Consider the following 20,634-nt stretch of genomic DNA (forward strand, 5'->3'; position numbering starts at 1 on the left):
ATTAGCCGACCGACCCTTCAAGCGAGATCGAGATCAGCTTCTGTGCTTCCACCGCGAATTCCATCGGCAGTTGCTGAAGCACGTCCTTGACGAAACCGTTGACGACGAGGCCGACGGCTTCTTCCTGGCTGAGGCCGCGCTGGATGCAGTAGAACAGCACGTCCTCGGAGATTTTCGAGGTCGTCGCCTCGTGCTCGAACGTCGCGGACGAGTTCTTGGCCTCGATATACGGCACGGTGTGCGCGCCGCATTTGTCGCCGATCAGCAGGGAATCGCAGGCGGTGAAATTGCGCGCGCCGGTCGCTTTCCGGTGCGCGGTGACGAGACCGCGATAGGTGTTCTGCGACTTGCCGGCCGCGATTCCCTTGGAGATGATCCGGCTCGAGGTGTTCTTGCCGAGATGGATCATCTTGGTGCCCGAATCGACCTGCTGGAAGCCGTTCGAGATCGCGATCGAGTAGAACTCACCGCGCGAATTGTCGCCGCGCAGGATGCAGCTCGGATACTTCCAGGTGATCGCCGAACCCGTTTCGACCTGGGTCCAGGAGATCTTGGAATTGTTGCCGCGGCAGTCACCACGCTTGGTGACGAAATTGTAGATGCCGCCCTTGCCTTCCGAATTGCCGGGGTACCAGTTCTGGACCGTCGAATATTTGATCTCGGCATCGTCATGCGCGACGAGTTCGACCACGGCCGCGTGCAGCTGGTTCTCGTCGCGCTGCGGCGCGGTGCAGCCTTCGAGATAGGAGACGTAGGAGCCCTTGTCGGCGATGATCAGCGTGCGCTCGAACTGGCCGGTGTTGCGCTCGTTGATGCGGAAATAGGTCGACAGCTCCATCGGACAGCGCACGCCCGGCGGCACGTAGACGAACGACCCGTCGGAGAACACCGCCGAGTTCAGCGTCGCGTAGAAATTGTCCGAGGTCGGAACCACCGAGCCGAGATACTTCTGCACCAATTCAGGATGCTCGCGGATCGCCTCCGAGATCGGCATGAAGATCACGCCGGCCTTCTTCAGCTCGGCCTTGAACGTGGTCGCAACCGAGACCGAATCGAACACCGCATCGACCGCGATCTTGCGCCGGGCCGGATCTTCCTCGCCGGGCTTCGGCTCGACGCCTTCGAGCATGGCGACTTCCCGCAGGGGAATGCCGAGCTTCTCGTAGGTCTTGAGGATCTCCGGATCGATCTCGTCGAGCGAGGTGACCGTCTTCTTCGGCTTCGGCGCCGCGTAATAATAGAGGTCCTGGAAGTCGATCTTGGGATAGTCGACGCGCGCCCAGGTCGGCTCGGTCATGGTCAGCCAGCGCCGATAGGCCTCGAGCCGCCACTGGAGCATCCAGGCGGGTTCGTTCTTCTTCTCGGAGATGAACTTGACGGTCTCTTCCGACAGTCCCTTGGGGGCCTTGTCGGACTCGATCAGGGTCTCAAACCCATAACGATACTGATCGACGTCGATGCGCTTCACGCGCTCGACCGTCTCTTGCACGGCTGGCATTCTATCCTCCGCTCGCGGTTTCAAGGACCGCGGTGGATCAAACTTGGACGAGTATTACGATGTTTTTCGGCAGAAAGCACGTGCTTAGAACCATTCAAGCCGTGTTTCGTCGCTTAGGCTCTAAGTAGGGTATTACCAAGCTTTCGCCAAGCCTCTAACGTCGTGTTGATGTCATCTGGCTTCGTGGACCAGCCCAGACTGAGACGCACCGCTCCCTGGGCAACGGTGGCATCATACCCCATTGCCGACAGCACGTGAGACGGCTGCACTTTGCCCGATGAACAGGCCGAGCCTGAGGATACCGCCACGCCTTCGAGATCGAAGCCGATCACGGCGGTTTCGGCCTTGAGGCCGGGGGCAGTGAAAAGGATGGTATTTGGCAACCGCTTGATGTCATCCGAGAAGACCATCGCCCCGGCGATCCCGCGGATACCATTTTCCAAGGAATCTCTGAGGGTTGCCATCCGCTCCGCATCCTCCGGCAGAGCCTGAAGGGCAGCCTTCACCGCTGCCCCAAAGCCAGCGATTCCCGCGACATTCTCGGTTCCCGCGCGCCGGCTCAGCTCCTGTCCGCCGCCCCGCAGCACGGGTTCCAGTCCAGCGATCCCCTCGGCCAGGACCAGCGCGCCGACGCCCTTGGGGCCGCCGATCTTGTGCGCGGAAAAGGTCGCAAGGTCTGCGTCCACAGCCTTGATATCGAACGGGATTTTCCCCAGCGCCTGGATCGCATCGACGTGCAGGAGCCCCCCCGCCCCATGGACGATCCCTGCGGCCTCTGCAATCGGCTGAATTGCGCCTGTTTCGTTGTTCGCAGCCATGATGGAGACCAGCGCCGGCGGGCCGTCACCGAGCAACGCCTCCAGGCGCTCGAGGTCGATGACGCCGGCGCGTGTAACCGGGATCTGGCTGACCTTGTCCGGAGGGAACCGGCCGCCCGACAGCACCGAGGCATGCTCGACGGCCGAGACCAACAGGCGCTCGACAGGGCCGCCGGACGGCGCCCGCAGACCGGGCGACAGCGCGAGCGCGTTGGCCTCGGTCCCTGCGGATGTAAAGACGACGTTCCTCGGCAATGCACCGACGGCCGCCGCGAGCGTGGCACGGGCCTCCTCGACCAGCCGGCGCGCCTCGCGCCCCTCGGCATGAACCGAGGACGGATTGCCGATCAGCTCCCAGGCTGCAAGCATCGCGGTCCGCGCTTCAGCACGCAGCGGCGTGGTCGCATTCCAGTCGAGATAAGCACGACTCGGCATGAGGTATTATATTACTCCATGGATCGGGCTGGTGTGCCCGTCCCCGAGCCCGACATGGGCCCCCATGGAGCGCTTGGCAACTCGATTCCGAATCCCGACCGCTCAATGACGCCGCCATGACGCGCTAACATCTTGAGCGCATTGCGGGATGTTCAAGATGCTTGCTTTTTGACCCTCGCCTCATGTTAGAACGCGCGCGTCAGTTCACCGCGCGCCGCTCGCGCGTCATCCGAGGGCGCCGCTCCACCCTTCCATTCGCGGTTTGATCGGCCGAGCTGCCGATGAAGTCTGCACAATCGGTTGATTGCTGAAGGCCGTCTTCAAGGGATCAATCAAGAGATCATCATGCCCGAAGTCATTTTCACCGGCCCTGCTGGCCGTCTCGAAGGCCGCTATCACCCGGCCAAGCAGAAGAACGCGCCGATCGCGATGATCCTGCATCCGCATCCGCAGTTCCACGGCACGATGAACCATCAGATCGTGTACCAGTGCTACTACGCCTTCGCGCATCGCGGCTTCTCGGTGCTGCGCTTCAACTTCCGCGGCGTCGGCCGCAGCCAGGGCTCGTTCGACCACGGCACCGGCGAATTGTCGGATGCGGCCGCAGCTCTCGACTGGGCGCAGACCATCAATCCCGAAGCGCGCGCCTGCTGGGTCGCCGGCTTCTCCTTCGGCGCCTGGATCGGCATGCAGCTGTTGATGCGCCGTCCCGAGGTCGAGGGTTTCATCTCGATCGCGCCGCCGGCCAATCTCTACGACTTCTCGTTCCTCGCACCATGCCCCTCGTCGGGCCTGATCGTGCATGGCGAGAAGGATGCGGTGGTTCCGCCCAAGGACGTCAACACGCTGGTCGAGAAGCTGAAGACGCAGAAGGGCATCGTGATCGACCAGCAGGTCATCCCCGGCGCCAACCACTTCTTCGACGCCAAGCTCGAGCCGCTGATGGAAACCATCACGGCCTATCTCGACATGCGCCTCGCCAACGTGCGCTAAGGCCTCAAATGGGCTCCTTCGTCGCCTTGCTGCGTGCCGTCAATGTCGGCGGCACCGGCAAGCTGCCGATGAGCGAGCTCAAGGCCATGTGCGAGGAGCTCGGCCTTGCCGCCGTGCGCACCTATATTGCGAGCGGCAACGTCGTCTTCACGAGCCGCAAGTCGGAAGCTGCAATCAAGACCGCCCTCGAAAAGCGCCTGCGCGCCTACGCCGGCGCGCCGGTCGGGGTGCTCGTGCGTAGCGCCGCCGAGATGGCGCAAGTCTCGGCCGACAATCCTTTTCCAAAGGCTGCGCCGAATCGCACCGTCGCGATCTTCCTCGAGAGGGCGCCACCTGAAGACGCGCTTACCAGCATCCGCGGCCAGAACAACGAAGAGCTCCGCCTCGGCCGCCGCGAGATTTACGTGCACTATGGCGACGGCATGGGGACGTCGAAGCTCGTCATCCCCGCCGCCAAGACCGGCACCGCGCGCAACATGAATACCGTCGCAACGCTCGCGAAGATGGCCGCGGAGATCTAGGCCAGCTTGAGCGCGGCGATCCCCATCAGCACGAGCGCGATGCCGGCGAGCTTCATCGCGCTCAAGGTCTCGCCGAACAGCACGACGCCCAGCAGGAAGGTGCCGGCCGCGCCGATGCCGGTCCACGCCGAATAGGCGACGCCGACCTCCAGCACCTGCAAAGCGCGTCCGAGCAGAAAGACGAAGGCGGCGAGCAGCACGAGCGAGGTGATGCTCCAGCCTGCCCGCGTGTAGCCTTCCGCATATTTCATCGAGATCGCCCAGCCGACATCGAGCGCACCGGCGATCACCAGCATCAGCCAGGCCATGGATTGCGACATTGGCGCGCGCTCAGGCCGCAAGCTTCAGCAGATGCGCGTCGTGGCGCACCAGGAAGGCACGCAGCAATTGCGGATAGTCCGCGCCGACTGCGGTGCGCACGCTCGGACGTTTCGCAAGCTCGGCTCGCCACGCGCGGACCTTCGGCAGATCGCTGAAGATGCCGTGCTCTGTCAGTTCGTCGAACAGATCGAAATAGCGGAAGACGGGTGCGAACACTGCATCCACGAGGCTGAACGCCTCGCCCGCGAAATAAGGCCCTGCGCCGAGCGCGGCTTCCACGCGCGCGAATTTCGCCGCAACCGCCTGGCGCTTGCTTTCGAACGTCGCCGGATCGGTCGTGGTCTCCAGACCCCAGAGGTCACCCAGGATCGCCGAGCCGAACTCCATCCAGGCGCGATGCTCGGCGCGCTTCAACGCATCCGCCGGATGCAGCTTGAGGCCTGCCTGCGTCTCCTCGATGTATTCGCAGATCACGTTGCTCTCGAACAGCGCGACCTCGCCCTTCTCCGTCGTCACCACCAGGACCGGCACCTTGCCGAGCGGCGAGAGTTTCAGAAACCAGTCGGGCTTGTTGGCGAGATCGATGTCGATCCGTTCGAACGGCACGCCCTTCTCGTTGAGCGCGATCACGGCGCGCTGCACATACGGGCAAAGCTTGTGGCTGATGAGTTTCAGTGACGCGGTCATGGCAATGATCCCGGCGGTTGGATGCAACTGCATCCAACATAGATGCAATTGCATGCACTCGTCAAGATCAATGCATTTGCATCAACCGACATTGATCGTAAGGCCTGGACCTCAGGGCCGCGCCATCACTCCGCCCGTCATCGGCATCGGCACGCCGGTGGTGGCCGGGTAGGACAGCGGCAGCCCCTTGAGGCCGCGGGCGGCCAGGAAGCCAAAGGCCTGCGCCTCGATGGCGTCGGAGGCCCAGCCGAGCGTCTCGGCGGCCTCGACGGTGGCCGACCCTACCCGCTCCCGCAGCATGCGCAGCATGGTGAGGTTGCGGGCGCCGCCGCCGCAGACGATCCAGCTCCGCGGCCGGCGCGGCAGGAGCGAGATGATCCGGGCGATCGCCGCCGCGGTGAAGGCGGTCAGCGTCGCGGCGCCGTCGGCCGGCGGGACGTCGCCGAGCTTCAGCGCGGCAAAGTCGTTGCGGTCGAGCGATTTCGGCGGCGGAGCTGCGAAGAACGGCAGGTCCAGTGCCCGCGCGATCCAGGCCTCGTCCGCCTTGCCGAGCGCGGCGAACTTTCCTTCCGCATCGAAGGCCTGGTTCATGGTGCGGTACATGAAATCGTCAAGCAGCGCGTTGCCCGGCCCGGTGTCGCAGGCAATCAGCGTGTCGTTGCCGTCGATATAGGTGACGTTGGAGACGCCGCCGATATTGACCACGACGATCGGCCCTTCGCGCGCCAGCGAATGGACGAGCGCGCGGTGGTAAACCGGCACGAACGGCGCGCCCTGCCCGCCGGCCTCGACGTCGGCGGCGCGGAAGTCGTGCATCACCGGGATATGGATCGCCCTGGCCAGCGCCGGTGCATCGCCGATCTGGACCGTCAGCCGCTTCTCGGGGCGATGCAGCACCGTCTGGCCATGGAAGCCGACGATGTCGATGTCCTCCGGCTTCATCCGGTTCTGGGCGATGAAGGACGCCACAGCCTCGGCATGGGCCAGCGTCACCGCGCGCTCGGCCTCGGCCAGAACGCCCGGGCGGGCGTCGCGTCGCGGCAGGTGCACGGCCTCGCTCAGCGCCTGGCGCAGCAGATTGCGCTCCGCCGGACTGTAGGCCCGGTAGCCGGATGGCCCGAACGCCTTCACTTGCTTTCCGTCGGTTTCGATCAGCGCGACATCCACCCCGTCCAGCGAGGTGCCGCTCATCAAACCGAGTGCCGTCAACATCATGGATCAGCGTCCTCAAGAGACCCCCTCCGGCATGCCGATCTTGTGCCAGAGGGACACATCTTATAATGCCACAGGCAAAGTGGCGGGTGGCAATCGAGTTCCCACGGAAGACCCTTAAATTGCACCCGAAACAGTAAACCAAGAATTGTCAGGCACGCCGACAGATGACTGCATTTAAATCGGATTTCCTCAACACCCTGCAGGAACGTGGATTCATCCACCAATGCTCCGATTTCGAGGGGCTGGACGCGCTCGCCGCCAAGGGCGAAGCGACCACCTATGTCGGTTACGATTGTACCGCCCGCTCGCTACACATCGGCAACTACCTGACCATGATGATGCTGCACTGGCTCCAGCAGTCCGGCAACAAGCCGATCACGCTGATGGGCGGCGGCACCACCATGGTCGGCGATCCCTCCGGCAAGGACGAGACCCGCGCGATGCGCACCGTCGCCGAGATCGAAGCCAACAAGGAATCGATCCGCGGCGTGTTCGCAAAAGTGCTGCGCTACGGCGACGGCGACAGCGACGCCGTGATGCTCGACAATGCGGAGTGGCTGACCAAGCTCAACTGGATCGAGATGCTGCGCGACGTCGGCCGGCATTTCTCGGTCAACCGCATGCTGACCATGGACTCCGTGCGGCTGCGCCTCGAGCGCGAGCAGGAGATGAGCTTCATCGAGTTCAACTACATGGTCTGCCAGGCCTACGACTTCGTCGAGCTCGCCAAGCGCACCGGTTGCAAATTGCAGATGGGCGGCTCGGACCAGTGGGGCAACATCATCATGGGCGTCGATCTCGGCCGCCGCATGGGCACCCACCAGCTGTTCGCGCTGACGACGCCGCTGCTGACCACGGCGTCCGGCGCCAAGATGGGCAAGACCGCGCAGGGCGCGGTCTGGCTCAACGCCGACCAGTTCTCGCCCTATGACTTCTGGCAATATTGGCGCAACACCGAGGACGCCGACGTCGGCAAATTCCTGAAACTGTTCACGACGCTGCCGATGGGCGAGATCAGGAAGCTCGAGGCGCTCGGCGGCTCGGAGATCAACGAGGCCAAGAAGGTGCTTGCAACCGAGGCGACCGCGCTCTTGCACGGACGCGACGCGGCAAACCAAGCCGCTGAAACCGCGCGCCGCACCTTCGAGGAAGGCGCGCTGGCCGAAAGCCTGCCGACGGTGGAAATTCCGCGCGGCGAGCTGGACGCCGGCCTCGGCGTGCTCAACGCCTTCGTCAAGGCAGGCTTGGTTGCCTCCAATGGCGAGGCACGGCGCCAGATCAAGGGCGGCGGTCTGCGCGTCAACGACGAGTCCGTAAGCGACGAGAAGATGACGCTGTCGGCGGCCAATCTGACACCCGAGGGCGTGATCAAGCTGTCCTTCGGCAAGAAGAAGCACGTCCTCATCCGGCCTGCATAGGCGTATGAGCTTTTGATGCTTGTCAGGGCGCGCCGAAGCGCGCTCCCTGACCGGCAATGGATCAGAACACGCCCAGGGAAGCTTCGCGGGAACAAGCCGGACGCACGCAGCGAGATGCGGTGCGCACCGCACTCGTCGTGCTCGCACTGTGCTTCACGCTCGCCGTCCTCGGCCGCGGCCTCAGCGAGAGCTTCACTGTCTTCCTCAAGCCGATCTCCGAAAACTTTGGCTGGGACCGCGCGCAGGTCGTCTCGATCTACTCACTGACCTGGTTGATCAGCGGGCTGACCGCGCCACTGGTCGGGCGTCTGTTCGACCATTCCGGACCGCGCATCGTCTACGCAGTCGGGCTTTTCCTGCTCGGCTCGGCCTTCCTGATCGCGGCGCACGCGCAGGCGCTCTGGCAATTTCAGCTCTCGATCGGCCTCTGCGTCGGCATTGGCGTCGCCTTCATCGGCATTGTGCCGAACTCGATCCTGCTCGGCCGCTGGTTCGGGCCACGGCTGCCGACCGCGATGGCGGTGGTCTATTCGGCAATGGGGGGCGGCGTGCTGGCGCTGCTCCCGACCTCGCAGCTCTTGATCGATCATCTCGGCTGGCGTGAAGCCTATCAGGTCTACGGCTTCGCCGCGCTCGGCCTGCTCGTGCCGCTGCTGCTTCTGCCCTGGCGCATGTTCGCGGTCGGCTCGCCGCATGTCACCAAGAAGACCGATCCTGATTTCATCGACAACGGCTGGACGCTTGCGAGCGCGATGCGCCACCACGCTTTCTGGGCGCTGTTCTCGACCTTCTTCTTCACCGCGGTCGGCATGTATTCGATCGCCGCACAGATCGTGGCCTATCTCATCGACGCCGGCTTTCCACCGCTCCAGGCCGCGACCGCTTGGGGTTTTTCGGGCGTGGTGCTGGTGTTCGGCATGCTCGGCGTATCCGCGCTCGACGGGCTGATCGGACGCCGGCCCTCGGTGCTGCTCAGCTACGCGATCTCGATCATCGGCATCTTCCTGCTCTGGCTCTTGCAGTATTATCCGAACATCATCCTGCTCACCGGCTTCGTCGTCTGCTTCGGCAGCATGATGGGCTCGCGCGGCCCGCTGATCACAGCGACCGCGATGAAGATTTTTCGCGGCAAGCGCGTCGGCACGATCTTCGGCACCATCTCGATCGGCAGCGGATTGGGCTCGGCGTTCGGCTCATGGAGCGGCGGCCTCATCCACGACTTCACGCACGGCTACAATCTCCTGCTCGTCTTCGCACTTGCGAGCGTGATCCTCGGAATGATTCCATTCCTGATTGTCCCCGCCTTGCGGGAGTAGATCTCCCCGACGTAACCTGCATCCCTCCGCGTCACCGGGAAATTACGGGCGACACACGCGGCACCGCGTGCGAAACAGTTGGGCGCAACCGGAGTTAAGGGACGAACTGCGATATTTTGTCCACATGACAAAAATGTCAGCATGGAATTGACCCCGGGTGGCTTGCGAGGCCGAACTGAATACGGTCCAAGTCGCCCATTGGATGGAGGGCACAAACCAATGAACTTTCCCTATCTCACTCGCTTTGAACCGGTTCTCCTGAGCCTGTTCCGCTTCATCACCGGCCTGCTGCTGTTTCAATTCGGCGTAGCCAAGCTGTTCAAGTTTCCGCCTTTGCCGATGTTCGCGAAAGTCGAACTGATGTCGCTTTACGGCGCGGCCGGGACGCTTGAACTGGTGCTTGGCGCGCTGTTGATCCTCGGCCTGTTCACCCGCCTCGCCGCTTTCATCCTCTCCGGTGAAATGGCCTTCGCCTACTTCATGGGACATATGCTCAAGGGCGAGACGCCGGTGTTCCTGCCGCTGCTCAACAACGGCACGCTTGCCATCCTGTTCTGCTTCGCCTGCCTCTATCTCTCGGCGGCCGGCGGCGGCCCGATCAGCGTCGATGCGGCGCTGGGCAACGAACGCGCCTCGACCGGCGGCGCATTCGCGCGACGCTGACGCGCGCAATTGACGCGCAAGTCACGAATGACACCGGCAGCTTTGCCGGTGTCATCTACCGCGAGCCAAGCACGTTCCAGATCAGGACGAGGGCCGCGACGAGCAGCGCGGACATGATGAGGCGGTGAACGAATCGATTCATTGCCGCTCCCGCCGGGCTCGATGACCACCAAGGTCCGGGATCGATCTTCTCCTGCATACGCGCTGACGTGCGCCGACGCATGTCGCTTTGCCTGCACGGTTACGCATCAGGCTGCGAACGGTCACGCGCGCAGCCGGCGGCCTCATGCCTATATTCATGATTGGTAAGAACTTCATGCTACCGATGCGAGCAATAACAACCATTTCGTAGAGGCTGCGATGAGGCTGCTGAGCCATCTGAAGATCCGCACCAAGCTTACCAGCATGGTCTGCCTTGCGGCTCTCACAGTCACGGCCATCATCGCGGTATCGGCCTTCCTCAGCAAGAGCCGCATGATGGAGGACCGGGTCCAGCAGATGAAGACCGCGGTCGACATGCTCTATAATCTCGCCCAGTCGGTCCAGGACGACGTCACCGCCGGCAAGCTGACGCAGGCCGAGGCCAAGGCCCAGTTCCACATGCGCGGACGGCGCATGACCTTCAACGGCAACCAGGGCTATCCGGTCGTCTACAACGCCGACACGTCCCTCCTCGTCAACGGCGCCAACCAGCAGCTCGAAGGCAAGATCACCGGCGCGATCGACGCCAACGGCGTCCTCATTGCCGACGCGATCCTCAAGGCCGGCGAACAGAATGGCGGCGGCGTAGCCTCCTATCTCTATCCCCGCCCCGGCCAGACCGAAGCGGTGCGCAAGACCGTGTTCGCGCGCAAGTTCGCCCCCTGGAACGCGACGATCAGCTATGGCCTCTATGTCGACGACATCGACGCCGATGTGCGCGCGCTGACGCTCGAGCTTGCCGCGGTCGGTGTCGGCCTGATGCTGCTGATGGCGACGTTATCGTGGCTGATCGCGCGCGACGTGCTCGGTGCGCTCGACCGCCAGAAGACCCGCATGCAGGAGATTGCCGACGGTGCCATCGACAAGCCGGTCGAGGAGACCGGCCGCGGTGACGAGATCGGCCGCATGGCCGAGACCCTCGAAGTGCTCAGGCAGACCGCTTTGACGGCGCGCACGCTGGAGTCCGAGCAGGTCGCCGCCAAGAGCCGCAGCGAGCAGGAGAAGCGTGACGCCCTGATCGCCCTCGCCGATCGCTTCGATGCGTCCGTGGGCCAGCTGGTCGGCCTGATGGCCTCGGGCTCCGGCGAGCTCGAGACCACCGCCAAGTCGATGTCGTCCACGGCCGAAGGCACCAACCGCCGCGCCGCGGTGGTCGGTACCGCCGCCACCGAAGCCAGCCAGCGCGTCCAGACGGTCGCGGCTGCCGCCGAGGAGCTCTCCTCCTCCATCACCGAGATCAGCCGCCAGGTCGCGCAATCCGCCGAAGTGACCGGGCGCGCGGTGGACAGCGCACGCCGCACCGACACCATCGTGCGCGCGCTCTCGGACGGCGCGCAGCAGATCGAGCACGTCGCCGAGCTGATCTCCAGCATCGCGGCGCAGACCAATCTGCTCGCGCTCAACGCCACCATCGAGGCCGCGCGCGCCGGTGAAGCCGGCCGCGGCTTTGCCGTCGTCGCCTCCGAGGTGAAGTCGCTCGCCAGCCAGACCGCGGAAGCCACCCGCGAGATCGGCGACAAGATCGCGCAGATCCAAGGCGCCACCAAGGAGGCCGTGGACGCGATCGGCGGCATCACCGCCACCATCGAGGAAGTCAGCCGTATCGCCACCTCGATCGGCGCGGCCATCGAGGAGCAAGGCGCCGCCACCGCCGAGATCGCCCGCAGCGTCTCGCAGACCGCTGAAGCGACCAAGGAAGTCACCACCAATATCGGCGGCGTCAGCACCGCAGCGAACGAGACCGGCAACGCCGCCGGCATGGTGCTCGCGGCCGCCTCAAACCTGTCCAAGCAGGCCGAGCAGCTCTCCGGCGAAGTCGGCACATTCCTCGCAGGCGTGCGCGCGGCGTAAGGCTGCCGGTACACCTAACTCTGCACGTCGTCATGGCCGGGCTTGTCCCGGCCATCCACGTTTTTATAGCCGCTCTGCACGAAAGACGTGGATGCCCGGGCCTTCGCCGCGCCGAAGCGGCTTCGGCCGCGCAGGCGGGACAAGCCCGGGCATGACGACCGTCTGCGAATATCCGTACGAAGGCAGCTTCTCCGCTACCGCCGCGCGAGGCTGCAGCCGCTCGACAGCTGACGGGTCGATCCGGTCGAGCCGTCGTTGGACTGCGAGGGGAATTCCTCGAACGGCGTGTTCTGCTTGCCGGTGTTGAACTCGAAGATCTTACGGAACACGCCCGGCACCATGGCCGAGACCGGATTGACGCGCATCACGGGCGCGGCCGGCGTGCCGACGACCTCGTAGGTCACGCCGATCAGGCCTTCCTTGTCGCCGCCGCCCAGGAACAGTCCGAGCACCGGAATCTGTCCGAACATGTTGTTCAGGCCATACATCGGCACGAAGGTCCCGCTCATGCACACCTGGTTGCCGGGATAGTCGATCGAGCCCTCGATGGTGGCGCCGATCATCGGACCCTTCACGACGCCATCGCGGATCGTCAGGGCGCCATTCTGACGCGTGATCTCGGCGCGCAGCGCGCTGAAGGAGACGCCATTTCCGGTGCCGTTGGGCGCGCCGGCGGCAACGCGTTCGAGCTGCGCCTCGCCCTTCACCGTGAAGTCGCGGACGTTGATGAGGCCCTCGCGCGTCGTGTTCGACTCCGACGTCGGCGGCTCCATCGCCACCACCATCTGGCCGCCGATCGCCTTGGTGTAGGTGTCGGTGAAGCGCAGCAACGCGCCGGCATCGTTGGTCTGGAGGTAGATCACCTCGCGGTTGCCCTGGGCGCGGCCGCCGCGCAAATCGGCTGCCACCGGCGTGTCGCGGCCGATCTTGCCGTTCAGCGTGAGGGCTTTGACGGTGCCGTTGCGCCGCGACATCTTGGCATCGACGCTGCGCATCGCCTCGCCGTTGAAGCCCGCGACGGCACCGAGCTTCACGTCGATGTCGAAATCGACGTTCTTCATCTTGTTCTTGGCGTCGTCCTTGGAATTGCCTGAGATCGCCGACTTCAGGAAACCGCGGCCGTCGAACACGTCCCCGCGCATCGTGCCGCGCACGACCCCGTCCTGGCCACGCTCCACCTTCAACGAGGCCTTGTCGCCGTCGGACGGAGCGTAGATCGGGAAATTCGCGTTCATGAGGTCGCCGTTCGGATCGACTTCAAGCGAGCCCTTGATCGAGGCGCCGCTGCCTTCGACGACGATGTCCTCCAGACGGGTTGATTGCGCCGTCGGCACCACCTTGAAGCTGGCCTTGGCCGATTTGCCCGAAAGCTTGACCCAACCGGGCAGGATGTTGTCGAGCTTGACCGAGGTCAGGTCCGCCTCGACGCCGAGCTTCGTCGTCTGGTCGGGACCTCCGGCGATCTTGCCCGACAGCTTGATCGGCAGCGATCCGCTGACGGCGGGGCTCAGATCGAATCCCAGGCGCGCGCGGCTGGCATCGTCCAGCGTGGTCTGCAATTTGACGTCCGCATCGCCCTCGGCCGGCTTGCGGTAGTCCAGCGAAGCCGCCTGCCCGTTGATCTTGACGTCGCCCTTGACCTGATAGCCCTGGTTGCTCGCTGATATCTTGAGGTTGTTGGCCTCGAGCTTCTGGTTCATCACCAGCTTGTCGGCGGCAAAGCCGTTGAGGTCGGCGGTGACGGCGTAGGTGGTGTCGGCCTTGGTCAGCTCGCCCTTGACCGGCAGGCCGAGCTGGATGTTGGCCGTGAACGTCCCCTTGCTGGTGTTGGGATCGACGACGGTCGACGACAGATCGCTCAGGCGATCATTGGCGAGCATTTCGGCGGCAGCAGGCACCGGGCCATCGACGCGGAACCTGGTCCGCGACGGCGACGGTTTGGGCGCCATATCCGGCACCTCGAAGACGAAGTCGGAGATCGTGACCTTGCGGCCCGCCGGCGTATCGGCAATGCCCTGCCCGATATTCACGGTCGCGGTGCGCCCGGTCACACGCGCCTTCAGATCGGCATCGTGCACCACCGGCATGCCATCCACGGGGCGGACCGCGACGCCACTCGCGACGATGTTGACCGACAGGCCGTCGTCGGGAATGGGCGGCCCCTTGCGCGGGAGGTTCTTCGTCGGCGAATTGACGCCGATCTCGATGCGCTGGAGCGTGCCGCGCTCGATCCGCTCGATCACCCATTCGCGCAACTCGGGAACGACAAGCGTCGGCCACATCCGCTTGAGCGCGGAGGCCGACATCGGCGTTCCCGCAAAGCCCAGCGTCAGCCGCGGCTCGCCCGAATAGTCGATGGCACCGGTGCCGGCGACGCCGATCTCGCCATTGCTGATATCGGCTTGCGTGAGCAGCATGCGCTTGTGGTCGGTATCGAAGCGGAAGCCGATCGCGATGCGGTTGAAGACCAGCGGGGGCTCGTTGTCGATGCCGCCCAGCAGGATCGAGCCGCCGCTGAAGCCGAGCTGCCAGTCGTTGGTGGTGCCGTTGGGCGGCTCGAGATGGGCCAGAAGCGTCAGGCGGTTCGCGCCCGAGAGAATCTTGAACGGAGCAACCAGCACCCGCCGGTTCGAATCCCACTCGACGTTGATCTCGGCCGAGTCGATCGCCATCGGATAATCTGGCGTGTCGGTGTCGATGATGTTGCCCGCGCCGACCGCGATCTTGCCGCGGAAGAAGGTCGGCACGCCGTCGCGGCCGAGCTCGCCCTTGAGCTCGCCGGTCAGCGGCAGATCGGCGGTGTAGGTGAAGTCCTTCACCCGGAGCGCCAGCAGGATGTTGGCGGTGGAAAGCTTATCGGCGCGGATGTCGACCGAACGCACACCATTCTCGGCAGGGCCGATCGTGGCGCGCAGCGACCACGGGCGCGCGCCTTCCTCGCCGAGGCTGAGGGCGACGCCGCCACGGCTCGGCCGGCGCAGGCTGAGCGTGATGTTCTCAAAGCTCCATTTGCTGCCGCGCTGCTGATCGTCGACGATCAGATTGCCGTTCTTCAGGCCGATCTCGTTGAGGTTCTGGCCGTCGAGGCCGGTCATGCTCAGACTGTCGAGCCAGTCGAGGCCCTGAAGAATGCCGCTCGGGGCAGCGGCCTGGGGAGCGGCCTGCGACGCGTCCGGACTTGCAGGTCCGGTGGCGAATGGCGGCGGCGGGACACCGTTGCGCGGGAATGTCGGCGGCAGGCCCGCTTCCTTCTTGGATGCGACGCCGGTTGCCAGCGGCTTTGCGGTGTCGCCGGCGGACACGGTGACGGTGCCGTCGGGCGAAATGCGGATCGCCAGCTCCGCGTCCACGAGATTGAGGCTCTCGGCGCGCAGGTGCCCCATCAGGAGACCCGCACCCGACAGCTTCACTTCGGCCTTCGGCGCGGTGGCGACGATGACGTGATCTTGGTCGCGGACGACGATGTCGCGGATGCGCACGGCGATGCGGATCCGCCCGGCCCGCTCGATCTGGGTGCCGCCGACCTCCACCGTATTGCCGTGGCCGATATTGTCCTCGATGGCGGCAGCGAGCCACGGCGTCGCGATGTCGAGATTGATGGGACCGGCACCAAGCCGCCACCACAGCGCGCCGAAGCAGCCGACGAAAATAACGGCGAGGGCCCCGGCCACGATGGCCAGCCGCTTCAGCCAGCGATCAGCCGCCAGCCAGCGGCGCATTGACGCAAATCCGTCACCGAAACGATGGAAGCCCGAACTGGAACGCGACAACAGCCGGCGCGCCCGATAGCCCGCCGCTGCTTCCTGATCCGGATCCCAGTCGGCGTCGTCCCACTCCTGCGGCTGCTGTTGACCGCCGCGCCGATCGAAATCCCGATTGTAATCCTCGGGCGACGTATTCCTTGCCATTGCCTCTCGATACAGGCGCCCATCGTAGGATTGAGCGCCGCCGGGACCGCAGCCGTCCACGGGAAGCGAAGCTCCCTGTGCCGGCATTGCCGCCATACCTCGAATATTCCTGCTGTTCGTCATTTCGCCCCGGGAGCGCGTTCAACGAGCAGTGGGGTGGTGCGTGGAATTCCTTGTAACCATAACCCGGCGTCGCCAGACTTGCCCAGACGAGGGCGCGATTCCGGCACACCGGACGAGAGCTGCAATACCGCTTTGGTTGACCCGCCGAAAGCGACGAAAGGAAGGCGTATGTCCAAGAAATCCCGAAAGAAATCGTCCAAAACGCCCTCCGGCATAGCAACGACTAAAAAGCAGACCCCGACCAAGCGGGCAACGACTCAAACAAAGTCCGCGAAAACACAGCGGACGCCGGCGGGCAAATCAACCAGGACAGTAGCAAAAGCAGGATCACATAAGGCCGCGTCGAAACAGTTAAATTCCTCCAAATCGGCCTCCGCGTCCGCGAATGCCAAGCCGGCCCTGACCGAGGGCCAGAAGGCGCCCGCCTTCCGGCTGCCCCGCGACGGCGGCGATGTGGTCTCGCTGGCCGACTATGCCGGTCGGAAGCTCGTCCTGTTCTTTTACCCCCGCGCCGACACGCCCGGCTGCACCAAGGAGGCAATCGATTTCACACGGCTGGCGGACGCTTTCAGCGGCGCCGGCACCGCCCTGCTCGGCATCTCCGCCGATCCGTTAAGGGCCCAGGAGAAGTTCCGCGACAAGCACGGCCTCGGCATGCCGCTCATCTCCGATGAGAAACACGAGATGCTGGAGGCGTACGGCGCCTGGGGCCAAAAGTCCATGTATGGCAAGAGCTTCCTCGGCGTTCTTCGCACCACGGTACTGCTTGGTGCCGACGGCAAGGTGGCTAGGGTCTGGCGCAATGTCCGCGTCGACGGCCACGCCGACGAGGTGCTGGAAGCGGCAAGGAGCCTTTAACCAATCCGTTAAGTTCGAGCGGTTCCGTTTCCGGAAAATTAACCATGACCGGCCCAGATTGCTGCGGCAATTAGGCCGTACGGACTCATCCGACCGGCGCGGGAGTGCCGATGTCGAAAAGTTCTGCCCAATATTCGCAGTACCCCCAACATCACGCGCACGACCACGGACGGGCCTTCCATCGCCGCCCCGCCGCCGCGGCGGCAGCCGTCGCGATCCCCCTTCCCGACGCCGACGACGCCTACACCATCGTGCACCACGGCAAGCAGGTCCGCCTCGGACCTGTGGTGTTCTGGATCGTGGTCGGCACCGTCGTGCTGCTCGGACTCTGGTCGGCCGCGACCGCCACCTATTTCGCCTTCCGCGACGACGTCCTGACCCGGCTGATCGCGCGCCAGGCCGAGATGCAGTACGCCTACGAGGACCGCATCGCCGAACTCCGCGCCAAGGTCGACCGCACCACCAGCCGGCAGCTGCTCGACCAGGAGCAGTTCGACCAGAAGCTCGACCAGATCATGAAGCGCCAGACGGCGCTGGAGTCCCGGGCCACGGCGCTCGGAGCCATGCCCGACGTGACCGGATCAATGCCCCGCGTGGCCCCGCAGCGCGGCGATTCGAGCCAGGGCGCTGCGCAGGGGACGCCGAAGCCGTCGCCGATCAGCGACACCGTGATCTTCGTGGCGCCGCCCGATCGCGAAGCGCGGCTTGAGTCGCGCGCCCCGACCGTCGCTGCACCGCCGACCAGCCAATTCGCCAAGAACCAGGGTTTCGACAACGTCCTGGTCCGGCTCACGACCTCGCTTGACCAGGTCGAGCGTCGCCAGATGGCGGCGCTCAGCGCCGTCGAGGAAGGTATGGATTCACGCATGCGCCGGATGCGCGGCGTCGTCAGCGACCTCGGCCTCAATCTCGCCAGCCTCGAAGCCGCCGTGCCGCGCTCGGCGATGGGCGGTCCTTTCGTGCCCGTCAAGCTGACGGCCAATGCCGGGCCGTTCGAGAAGCAGCTCAATCGCATCAACACCACCCGTGCCGAGATGGACCGCCTCAATCGCACGCTGGCGCTGGTGCCCTACCGCAAGCCCGTCATCGGCGAGGTCGAATTCACCTCAGGCTTCGGCGTGCGCAGCGATCCCTTCCTCGGCCGGCCCGCAATGCACACCGGCCTCGACTTCCGTGCCGCGACCGGCGATCCCGCACGCGTCACCGCCAACGGCAGGGTCGTTTCAGCCGGCTGGTCCGGTGGTTACGGCCGCATGGTCGAAGTCGATCACGGCAACGGGCTCTCGACCCGCTACGGCCATCTCTCCGAGATCAACGTCAAGGTCGGTGAGATCGTCAAGCTCGGGCAGGTCATCGGGCTCGTCGGGTCGACCGGCCGTTCCACCGGCCCGCACCTCCATTACGAAACCCGCATCGACGGCGAAGCGGTCGATCCGCAGAAATTCTTGCGCGCCGGCGTGCGGCTCAGCGCGGGCTAAGCCCGGTACGCCTGATCTACTGACTGCGCTCGTGGCCGACCTCGCCGGTGATGACGTCGCCGAACAGCTCCCAGGCCTGTCCGTTGAAGCGCATCAGCTGCATCTGCTCGATCGGAAAGTAGTCATCGGCGGAGGTGTTGACCATGATCCCGGGCAGCATCAGGTCGGTGTGAAAATCCTTCAGGCTGGCGGCCTGCTTCATCACGTTGTCACGCGTGAGGTTGTCGCTGCACTGCTTTAACACCTGCGCCATCGCCTCGGCCTGCACATAGCCGTAGATGTTGTTGCTGTTGGCCTTGTCGCCATCGGGATAATATTTGTCCATGAATTCGCGCCACTTCACCACCGCCGGGTCCTTGTCCCAGGTCGGGTCGGTCGGATCCTTCAGATAGACGGTCGAGATGATGTCCTTGGAATAGTCGAGCCCGGCGGGCTTGAGCACCGAGGCGACCGAGGTCGCGGTGTTGGCGAGGAAGAACTTTGGTTTCCAGCCGAGCTCGCCGACCTTCCGGATTGCCTGCGCCGATCCCTTTGGCGCAGCCCACGAGAAGAAGATGTCCGCGCCGGAATCGTGCAGTGCAACGATCTGCGAGTCGATCGAGGGATCGCTGACCTCATAGGACTTGTCGGCGATGATCATGTTCGCCTTGTCGCCGAGCCCGTCCTTCAGCCCCTTGAACTGGTCCTTGCCGGCGTCGTCGTTCTGCCAGAACACGGCGATCTTGCTGTTGGGGAAATGATCGCGGATATATTTTGCGTAGATCCGCCCCTCGCTCTGGTAGTTCGGCTGGAAACCCATGGTCCACGGGAAACTCTTGGGATCGCCGAACTTGGTGCCGCCGGACGCGACGAACAGCTGCGGCACCTTCTTGGCGTTCATGTATTTCATGATCGCCGAGTTCGAGGGCGTGCCGAGCGGCTGGAAGATCAGCAGCACCTCGTCGCTCTCGACCAGCTTGCGCGCCTGCTCGATCGCCTTCGGCGGCGAATAGGCGTCGTCATAGCTGATGAAATTGATCTTGCGGCCGTTGATCCCGCCCTGGTCGTTGATCATCCTGAAATAGGCGGCCTCGGTCTTGCCGATCACGCCATAGGACGACGCCGGCCCGCTATAGGGCATGATGTTGCCGATCTTGACTTCGGTATCAGTGGCGCCGGGATCGTATTTCTTCTGCGCCAAGGCCGGTGCCGTGACGAGCACGCCGGCAGCAAGAATGGCGAGGGCAGCAAGGTTTCCGCGACGACCCGGCATCGTTCTCTCCCCTATGTTTTGTAGTCTTCTTTTGCGGAGAGTGTCGCAAGCAGACTCGCGGCTGGCAAGCACCACGATTTTCCGCGAGATGAAACGGCAATCTGGAACTTACGTGACGCGCCGCAGCAGGCTCAGGACACGCCCGTCGATCACGAGCAGCGCACTGCCGATGACGATGGCGCCCGCGATCTCGCGCGCGGAGATCGGCTCACCCAGCACCAGCCATCCCAGCAGGATGGCGGTGACGGGAATGAGCAGCGTCACCAGCATCACATTGGTCGCGCCCGAGCGCCGCAGGATCTGAAAGAAGACGATGTACGCGAGCGCCGTCGACAGAGCGGCAAGGCCAAGCACCGCGAGCCAGGTCGTCAGGCCCGGCATCGAAAGTCGCCATGGCTGCTCCATTGCGCCGGCAACGATCGCCATCATCACAGTCGACGCCATCAGCTGAAACGTCGCCGTTCCCAGCGGAGGCGTGTCCTTCAGAAGCCGCCGCGCGGCCAGCGCCGCAAAGCCATAGCTGAACGCGCCGGCCAGACAGAGCAGGATACCGAGCCCCTGCCCCGGCCGCGTCTCGATGCCCCATCCCCGCAGGATGATGACGCCGGCGAGGCCGAGCGCCACGCCGGCCACCCGGCGCAACTGCAGGGCTTCCTCGCCCGCAGCCGCCATCACCATCACCGTGAACAGCGGCGTGGTCGCGTTCAGGATCGAGGCCAGTCCGCTCGGGATGAAGGTCTGGCCGAGCACGATCAGCGAGAACGGGATGACGTTGTTGAGCAGCCCGATCGCGACGAACGGCTTCCAGCCAACCATCCCCCTGGGAAATCTGATGCCCTGCATACGGAGCAGCGGCAGCAGCATGGCCGCGCCGAGCGCAACGCGCAGGAGCACCAGCGTCAGCGGCGGCAATTCCCGCAGCGCCGCGCCGTTGAAGAAGAACGATCCGCCCCAGAGAACCGAGAGCACGGCGAGCAGCGACCAGTCTCGCGCATCGATCCTGTTGTCGTTCGGGGACATGTGCTTCACCTCGGCGGCCGACCCTGCCGCCTAGGACGGCGCGAGAAAGCCCGCCACC

The 20,634-nt window shown here is 64.5% G+C and carries 16 protein-coding genes; 8 read left to right on the forward strand and 8 right to left on the reverse strand.

Translation table 11 applies throughout. The annotated features are described in order from the left end of the window. Position 1: 1 nt before the first annotated feature. Complete coding sequence (sufB, locus tag OWC48_RS07940; RefSeq protein ID WP_014495553.1) at positions 2 to 1,498, reverse strand: Fe-S cluster assembly protein SufB; 1,497 nt, start codon at positions 1,496 to 1,498, stop codon at positions 2 to 4. Positions 1,499 to 1,611: 113 nt separating this feature from the next. Beyond that, entirely contained in the window at positions 1,612 to 2,751 is a 1,140-nt protein-coding gene (locus OWC48_RS07945) for a cysteine desulfurase family protein (RefSeq protein WP_282519460.1), read from the reverse strand. Between the two features lie 345 nt (positions 2,752 to 3,096). On the opposite strand from OWC48_RS07945, the gene OWC48_RS07950 reads away from it, so the two are divergent. Together OWC48_RS07950 and OWC48_RS07955 are read left to right on the forward strand one after the other, a co-directional pair. Beyond that, positions 3,097 to 3,744: an alpha/beta hydrolase gene (locus OWC48_RS07950; RefSeq protein WP_014495555.1), complete on the forward strand. Its 648-nt coding sequence runs from the start codon at positions 3,097 to 3,099 to the stop codon at positions 3,742 to 3,744. A gap of 8 nt (positions 3,745 to 3,752) precedes the next feature. Continuing rightward, the gene (locus tag OWC48_RS07955) at positions 3,753 to 4,265 is read left to right on the forward strand and encodes a DUF1697 domain-containing protein (RefSeq protein ID WP_282519461.1); all 513 of its coding nucleotides are present in this window, start codon (positions 3,753 to 3,755) and stop codon (positions 4,263 to 4,265) included. Here the strand turns inward: OWC48_RS07955 and OWC48_RS07960 are convergent. The 3 genes from OWC48_RS07960 to OWC48_RS07970 form a co-directional block, all read right to left on the reverse strand. Then, positions 4,262 to 4,585 (reverse strand): multidrug efflux SMR transporter, encoded by a 324-nt coding sequence (locus tag OWC48_RS07960; protein ID WP_282519462.1) that lies wholly within the window; start codon positions 4,583 to 4,585, stop codon positions 4,262 to 4,264. The genes OWC48_RS07955 and OWC48_RS07960 overlap by 4 nt on opposite strands. Before the next feature lie 10 nt (positions 4,586 to 4,595). Further along, positions 4,596 to 5,273 (reverse strand): glutathione S-transferase family protein, encoded by a 678-nt coding sequence (locus tag OWC48_RS07965; RefSeq protein ID WP_282519463.1) that lies wholly within the window; start codon positions 5,271 to 5,273, stop codon positions 4,596 to 4,598. A gap of 111 nt (positions 5,274 to 5,384) precedes the next feature. After that, the gene (locus OWC48_RS07970) at positions 5,385 to 6,488 is read right to left on the reverse strand and encodes an anhydro-N-acetylmuramic acid kinase (RefSeq protein WP_282519464.1); all 1,104 of its coding nucleotides are present in this window, start codon (positions 6,486 to 6,488) and stop codon (positions 5,385 to 5,387) included. 164 nt (positions 6,489 to 6,652) lie between these two features. Between OWC48_RS07970 and tyrS the strand changes: the two genes are divergently transcribed. The 4 genes from tyrS (at position 6,653) to OWC48_RS07990 (ending at position 11,937) form a co-directional block, all read left to right on the forward strand. Continuing rightward, positions 6,653 to 7,906 (forward strand): tyrosine--tRNA ligase, encoded by a 1,254-nt coding sequence (gene tyrS / locus OWC48_RS07975; RefSeq protein WP_282519465.1) that lies wholly within the window; start codon positions 6,653 to 6,655, stop codon positions 7,904 to 7,906. A 56-nt stretch (positions 7,907 to 7,962) separates the two neighbouring features. After that, positions 7,963 to 9,222 carry an MFS transporter gene (locus OWC48_RS07980; protein WP_282519466.1) on the forward strand — a complete coding sequence of 420 codons (1,260 nt, stop codon included), beginning with the start codon at positions 7,963 to 7,965 and terminating at the stop codon, positions 9,220 to 9,222. A gap of 219 nt (positions 9,223 to 9,441) precedes the next feature. Beyond that, on the forward strand, positions 9,442 to 9,885 hold the full coding sequence (locus OWC48_RS07985) for a DoxX family protein (protein ID WP_282519467.1): 444 nt from the start codon (positions 9,442 to 9,444) through the stop codon (positions 9,883 to 9,885). Positions 9,886 to 10,245: 360 nt separating this feature from the next. Further along, on the forward strand, positions 10,246 to 11,937 hold the full coding sequence (locus OWC48_RS07990) for a methyl-accepting chemotaxis protein (protein ID WP_282519468.1): 1,692 nt from the start codon (positions 10,246 to 10,248) through the stop codon (positions 11,935 to 11,937). 194 nt (positions 11,938 to 12,131) lie between these two features. On the opposite strand, the gene OWC48_RS07995 is transcribed toward OWC48_RS07990, so the two are convergent. After that, a complete protein-coding gene (locus tag OWC48_RS07995) occupies positions 12,132 to 15,932 on the reverse strand; it encodes a DUF3971 domain-containing protein (RefSeq protein WP_282519594.1) in 3,801 nt (1,266 codons plus the stop codon). A 204-nt stretch (positions 15,933 to 16,136) separates the two neighbouring features. Between OWC48_RS07995 and OWC48_RS08000 the strand changes: the two genes are divergently transcribed. Then, on the forward strand, positions 16,137 to 16,826 hold the full coding sequence (locus OWC48_RS08000; protein WP_282519469.1) for a peroxiredoxin: 690 nt from the start codon (positions 16,137 to 16,139) through the stop codon (positions 16,824 to 16,826). 110 nt (positions 16,827 to 16,936) lie between these two features. Further along, positions 16,937 to 18,304 carry a M23 family metallopeptidase gene (locus tag OWC48_RS08005; RefSeq protein WP_282519470.1) on the forward strand — a complete coding sequence of 456 codons (1,368 nt, stop codon included), beginning with the start codon at positions 16,937 to 16,939 and terminating at the stop codon, positions 18,302 to 18,304. 16 nt (positions 18,305 to 18,320) lie between these two features. Here OWC48_RS08005 and OWC48_RS08010 read toward each other — a convergent pair whose 3' ends face one another. Together OWC48_RS08010 and OWC48_RS08015 are read right to left on the reverse strand one after the other, a co-directional pair. Continuing rightward, positions 18,321 to 19,556, reverse strand: coding sequence for an ABC transporter substrate-binding protein (locus OWC48_RS08010; RefSeq protein WP_282519471.1), 1,236 nt, complete (start codon positions 19,554 to 19,556; stop codon positions 18,321 to 18,323). A gap of 108 nt (positions 19,557 to 19,664) precedes the next feature. Further along, positions 19,665 to 20,576 carry a DMT family transporter gene (locus OWC48_RS08015; protein WP_282519472.1) on the reverse strand — a complete coding sequence of 304 codons (912 nt, stop codon included), beginning with the start codon at positions 20,574 to 20,576 and terminating at the stop codon, positions 19,665 to 19,667. Positions 20,577 to 20,634 lie beyond the last annotated feature (58 nt).

The sequence above is a fragment of the Bradyrhizobium sp. Arg816 genome (assembly GCF_029989365.1).
Lineage (GTDB): Bacteria > Pseudomonadota > Alphaproteobacteria > Rhizobiales > Xanthobacteraceae > Bradyrhizobium.

Bases quoted from the DNA above. Each gene is read 5' to 3' on its own strand.
- sufB (WP_014495553.1), bottom strand. From the start codon at position 1,498: ATGCCAGCCGTGCAAGAGACGGTCGAGCGCGTGAAGCGCATCGACGTC.
- OWC48_RS07945 (WP_282519460.1), bottom strand. From the start codon at position 2,751: ATGCCGAGTCGTGCTTATCTCGACTGGAATGCGACCACGCCGCTGCGT.
- OWC48_RS07950 (WP_014495555.1), top strand. From the start codon at position 3,097: ATGCCCGAAGTCATTTTCACCGGCCCTGCTGGCCGTCTCGAAGGCCGC.
- OWC48_RS07955 (WP_282519461.1), top strand. From the start codon at position 3,753: ATGGGCTCCTTCGTCGCCTTGCTGCGTGCCGTCAATGTCGGCGGCACC.
- OWC48_RS07960 (WP_282519462.1), bottom strand. From the start codon at position 4,585: ATGTCGCAATCCATGGCCTGGCTGATGCTGGTGATCGCCGGTGCGCTC.
- OWC48_RS07965 (WP_282519463.1), bottom strand. From the start codon at position 5,273: ATGACCGCGTCACTGAAACTCATCAGCCACAAGCTTTGCCCGTATGTG.
- OWC48_RS07970 (WP_282519464.1), bottom strand. From the start codon at position 6,488: ATGATGTTGACGGCACTCGGTTTGATGAGCGGCACCTCGCTGGACGGG.
- tyrS (WP_282519465.1), top strand. From the start codon at position 6,653: ATGACTGCATTTAAATCGGATTTCCTCAACACCCTGCAGGAACGTGGA.
- OWC48_RS07980 (WP_282519466.1), top strand. From the start codon at position 7,963: ATGGATCAGAACACGCCCAGGGAAGCTTCGCGGGAACAAGCCGGACGC.
- OWC48_RS07985 (WP_282519467.1), top strand. From the start codon at position 9,442: ATGAACTTTCCCTATCTCACTCGCTTTGAACCGGTTCTCCTGAGCCTG.
- OWC48_RS07990 (WP_282519468.1), top strand. From the start codon at position 10,246: ATGAGGCTGCTGAGCCATCTGAAGATCCGCACCAAGCTTACCAGCATG.
- OWC48_RS07995 (WP_282519594.1), bottom strand. From the start codon at position 15,932: ATGCCGGCACAGGGAGCTTCGCTTCCCGTGGACGGCTGCGGTCCCGGC.
- OWC48_RS08000 (WP_282519469.1), top strand. From the start codon at position 16,137: ATGTCCAAGAAATCCCGAAAGAAATCGTCCAAAACGCCCTCCGGCATA.
- OWC48_RS08005 (WP_282519470.1), top strand. From the start codon at position 16,937: ATGTCGAAAAGTTCTGCCCAATATTCGCAGTACCCCCAACATCACGCG.
- OWC48_RS08010 (WP_282519471.1), bottom strand. From the start codon at position 19,556: ATGCCGGGTCGTCGCGGAAACCTTGCTGCCCTCGCCATTCTTGCTGCC.
- OWC48_RS08015 (WP_282519472.1), bottom strand. From the start codon at position 20,576: ATGTCCCCGAACGACAACAGGATCGATGCGCGAGACTGGTCGCTGCTC.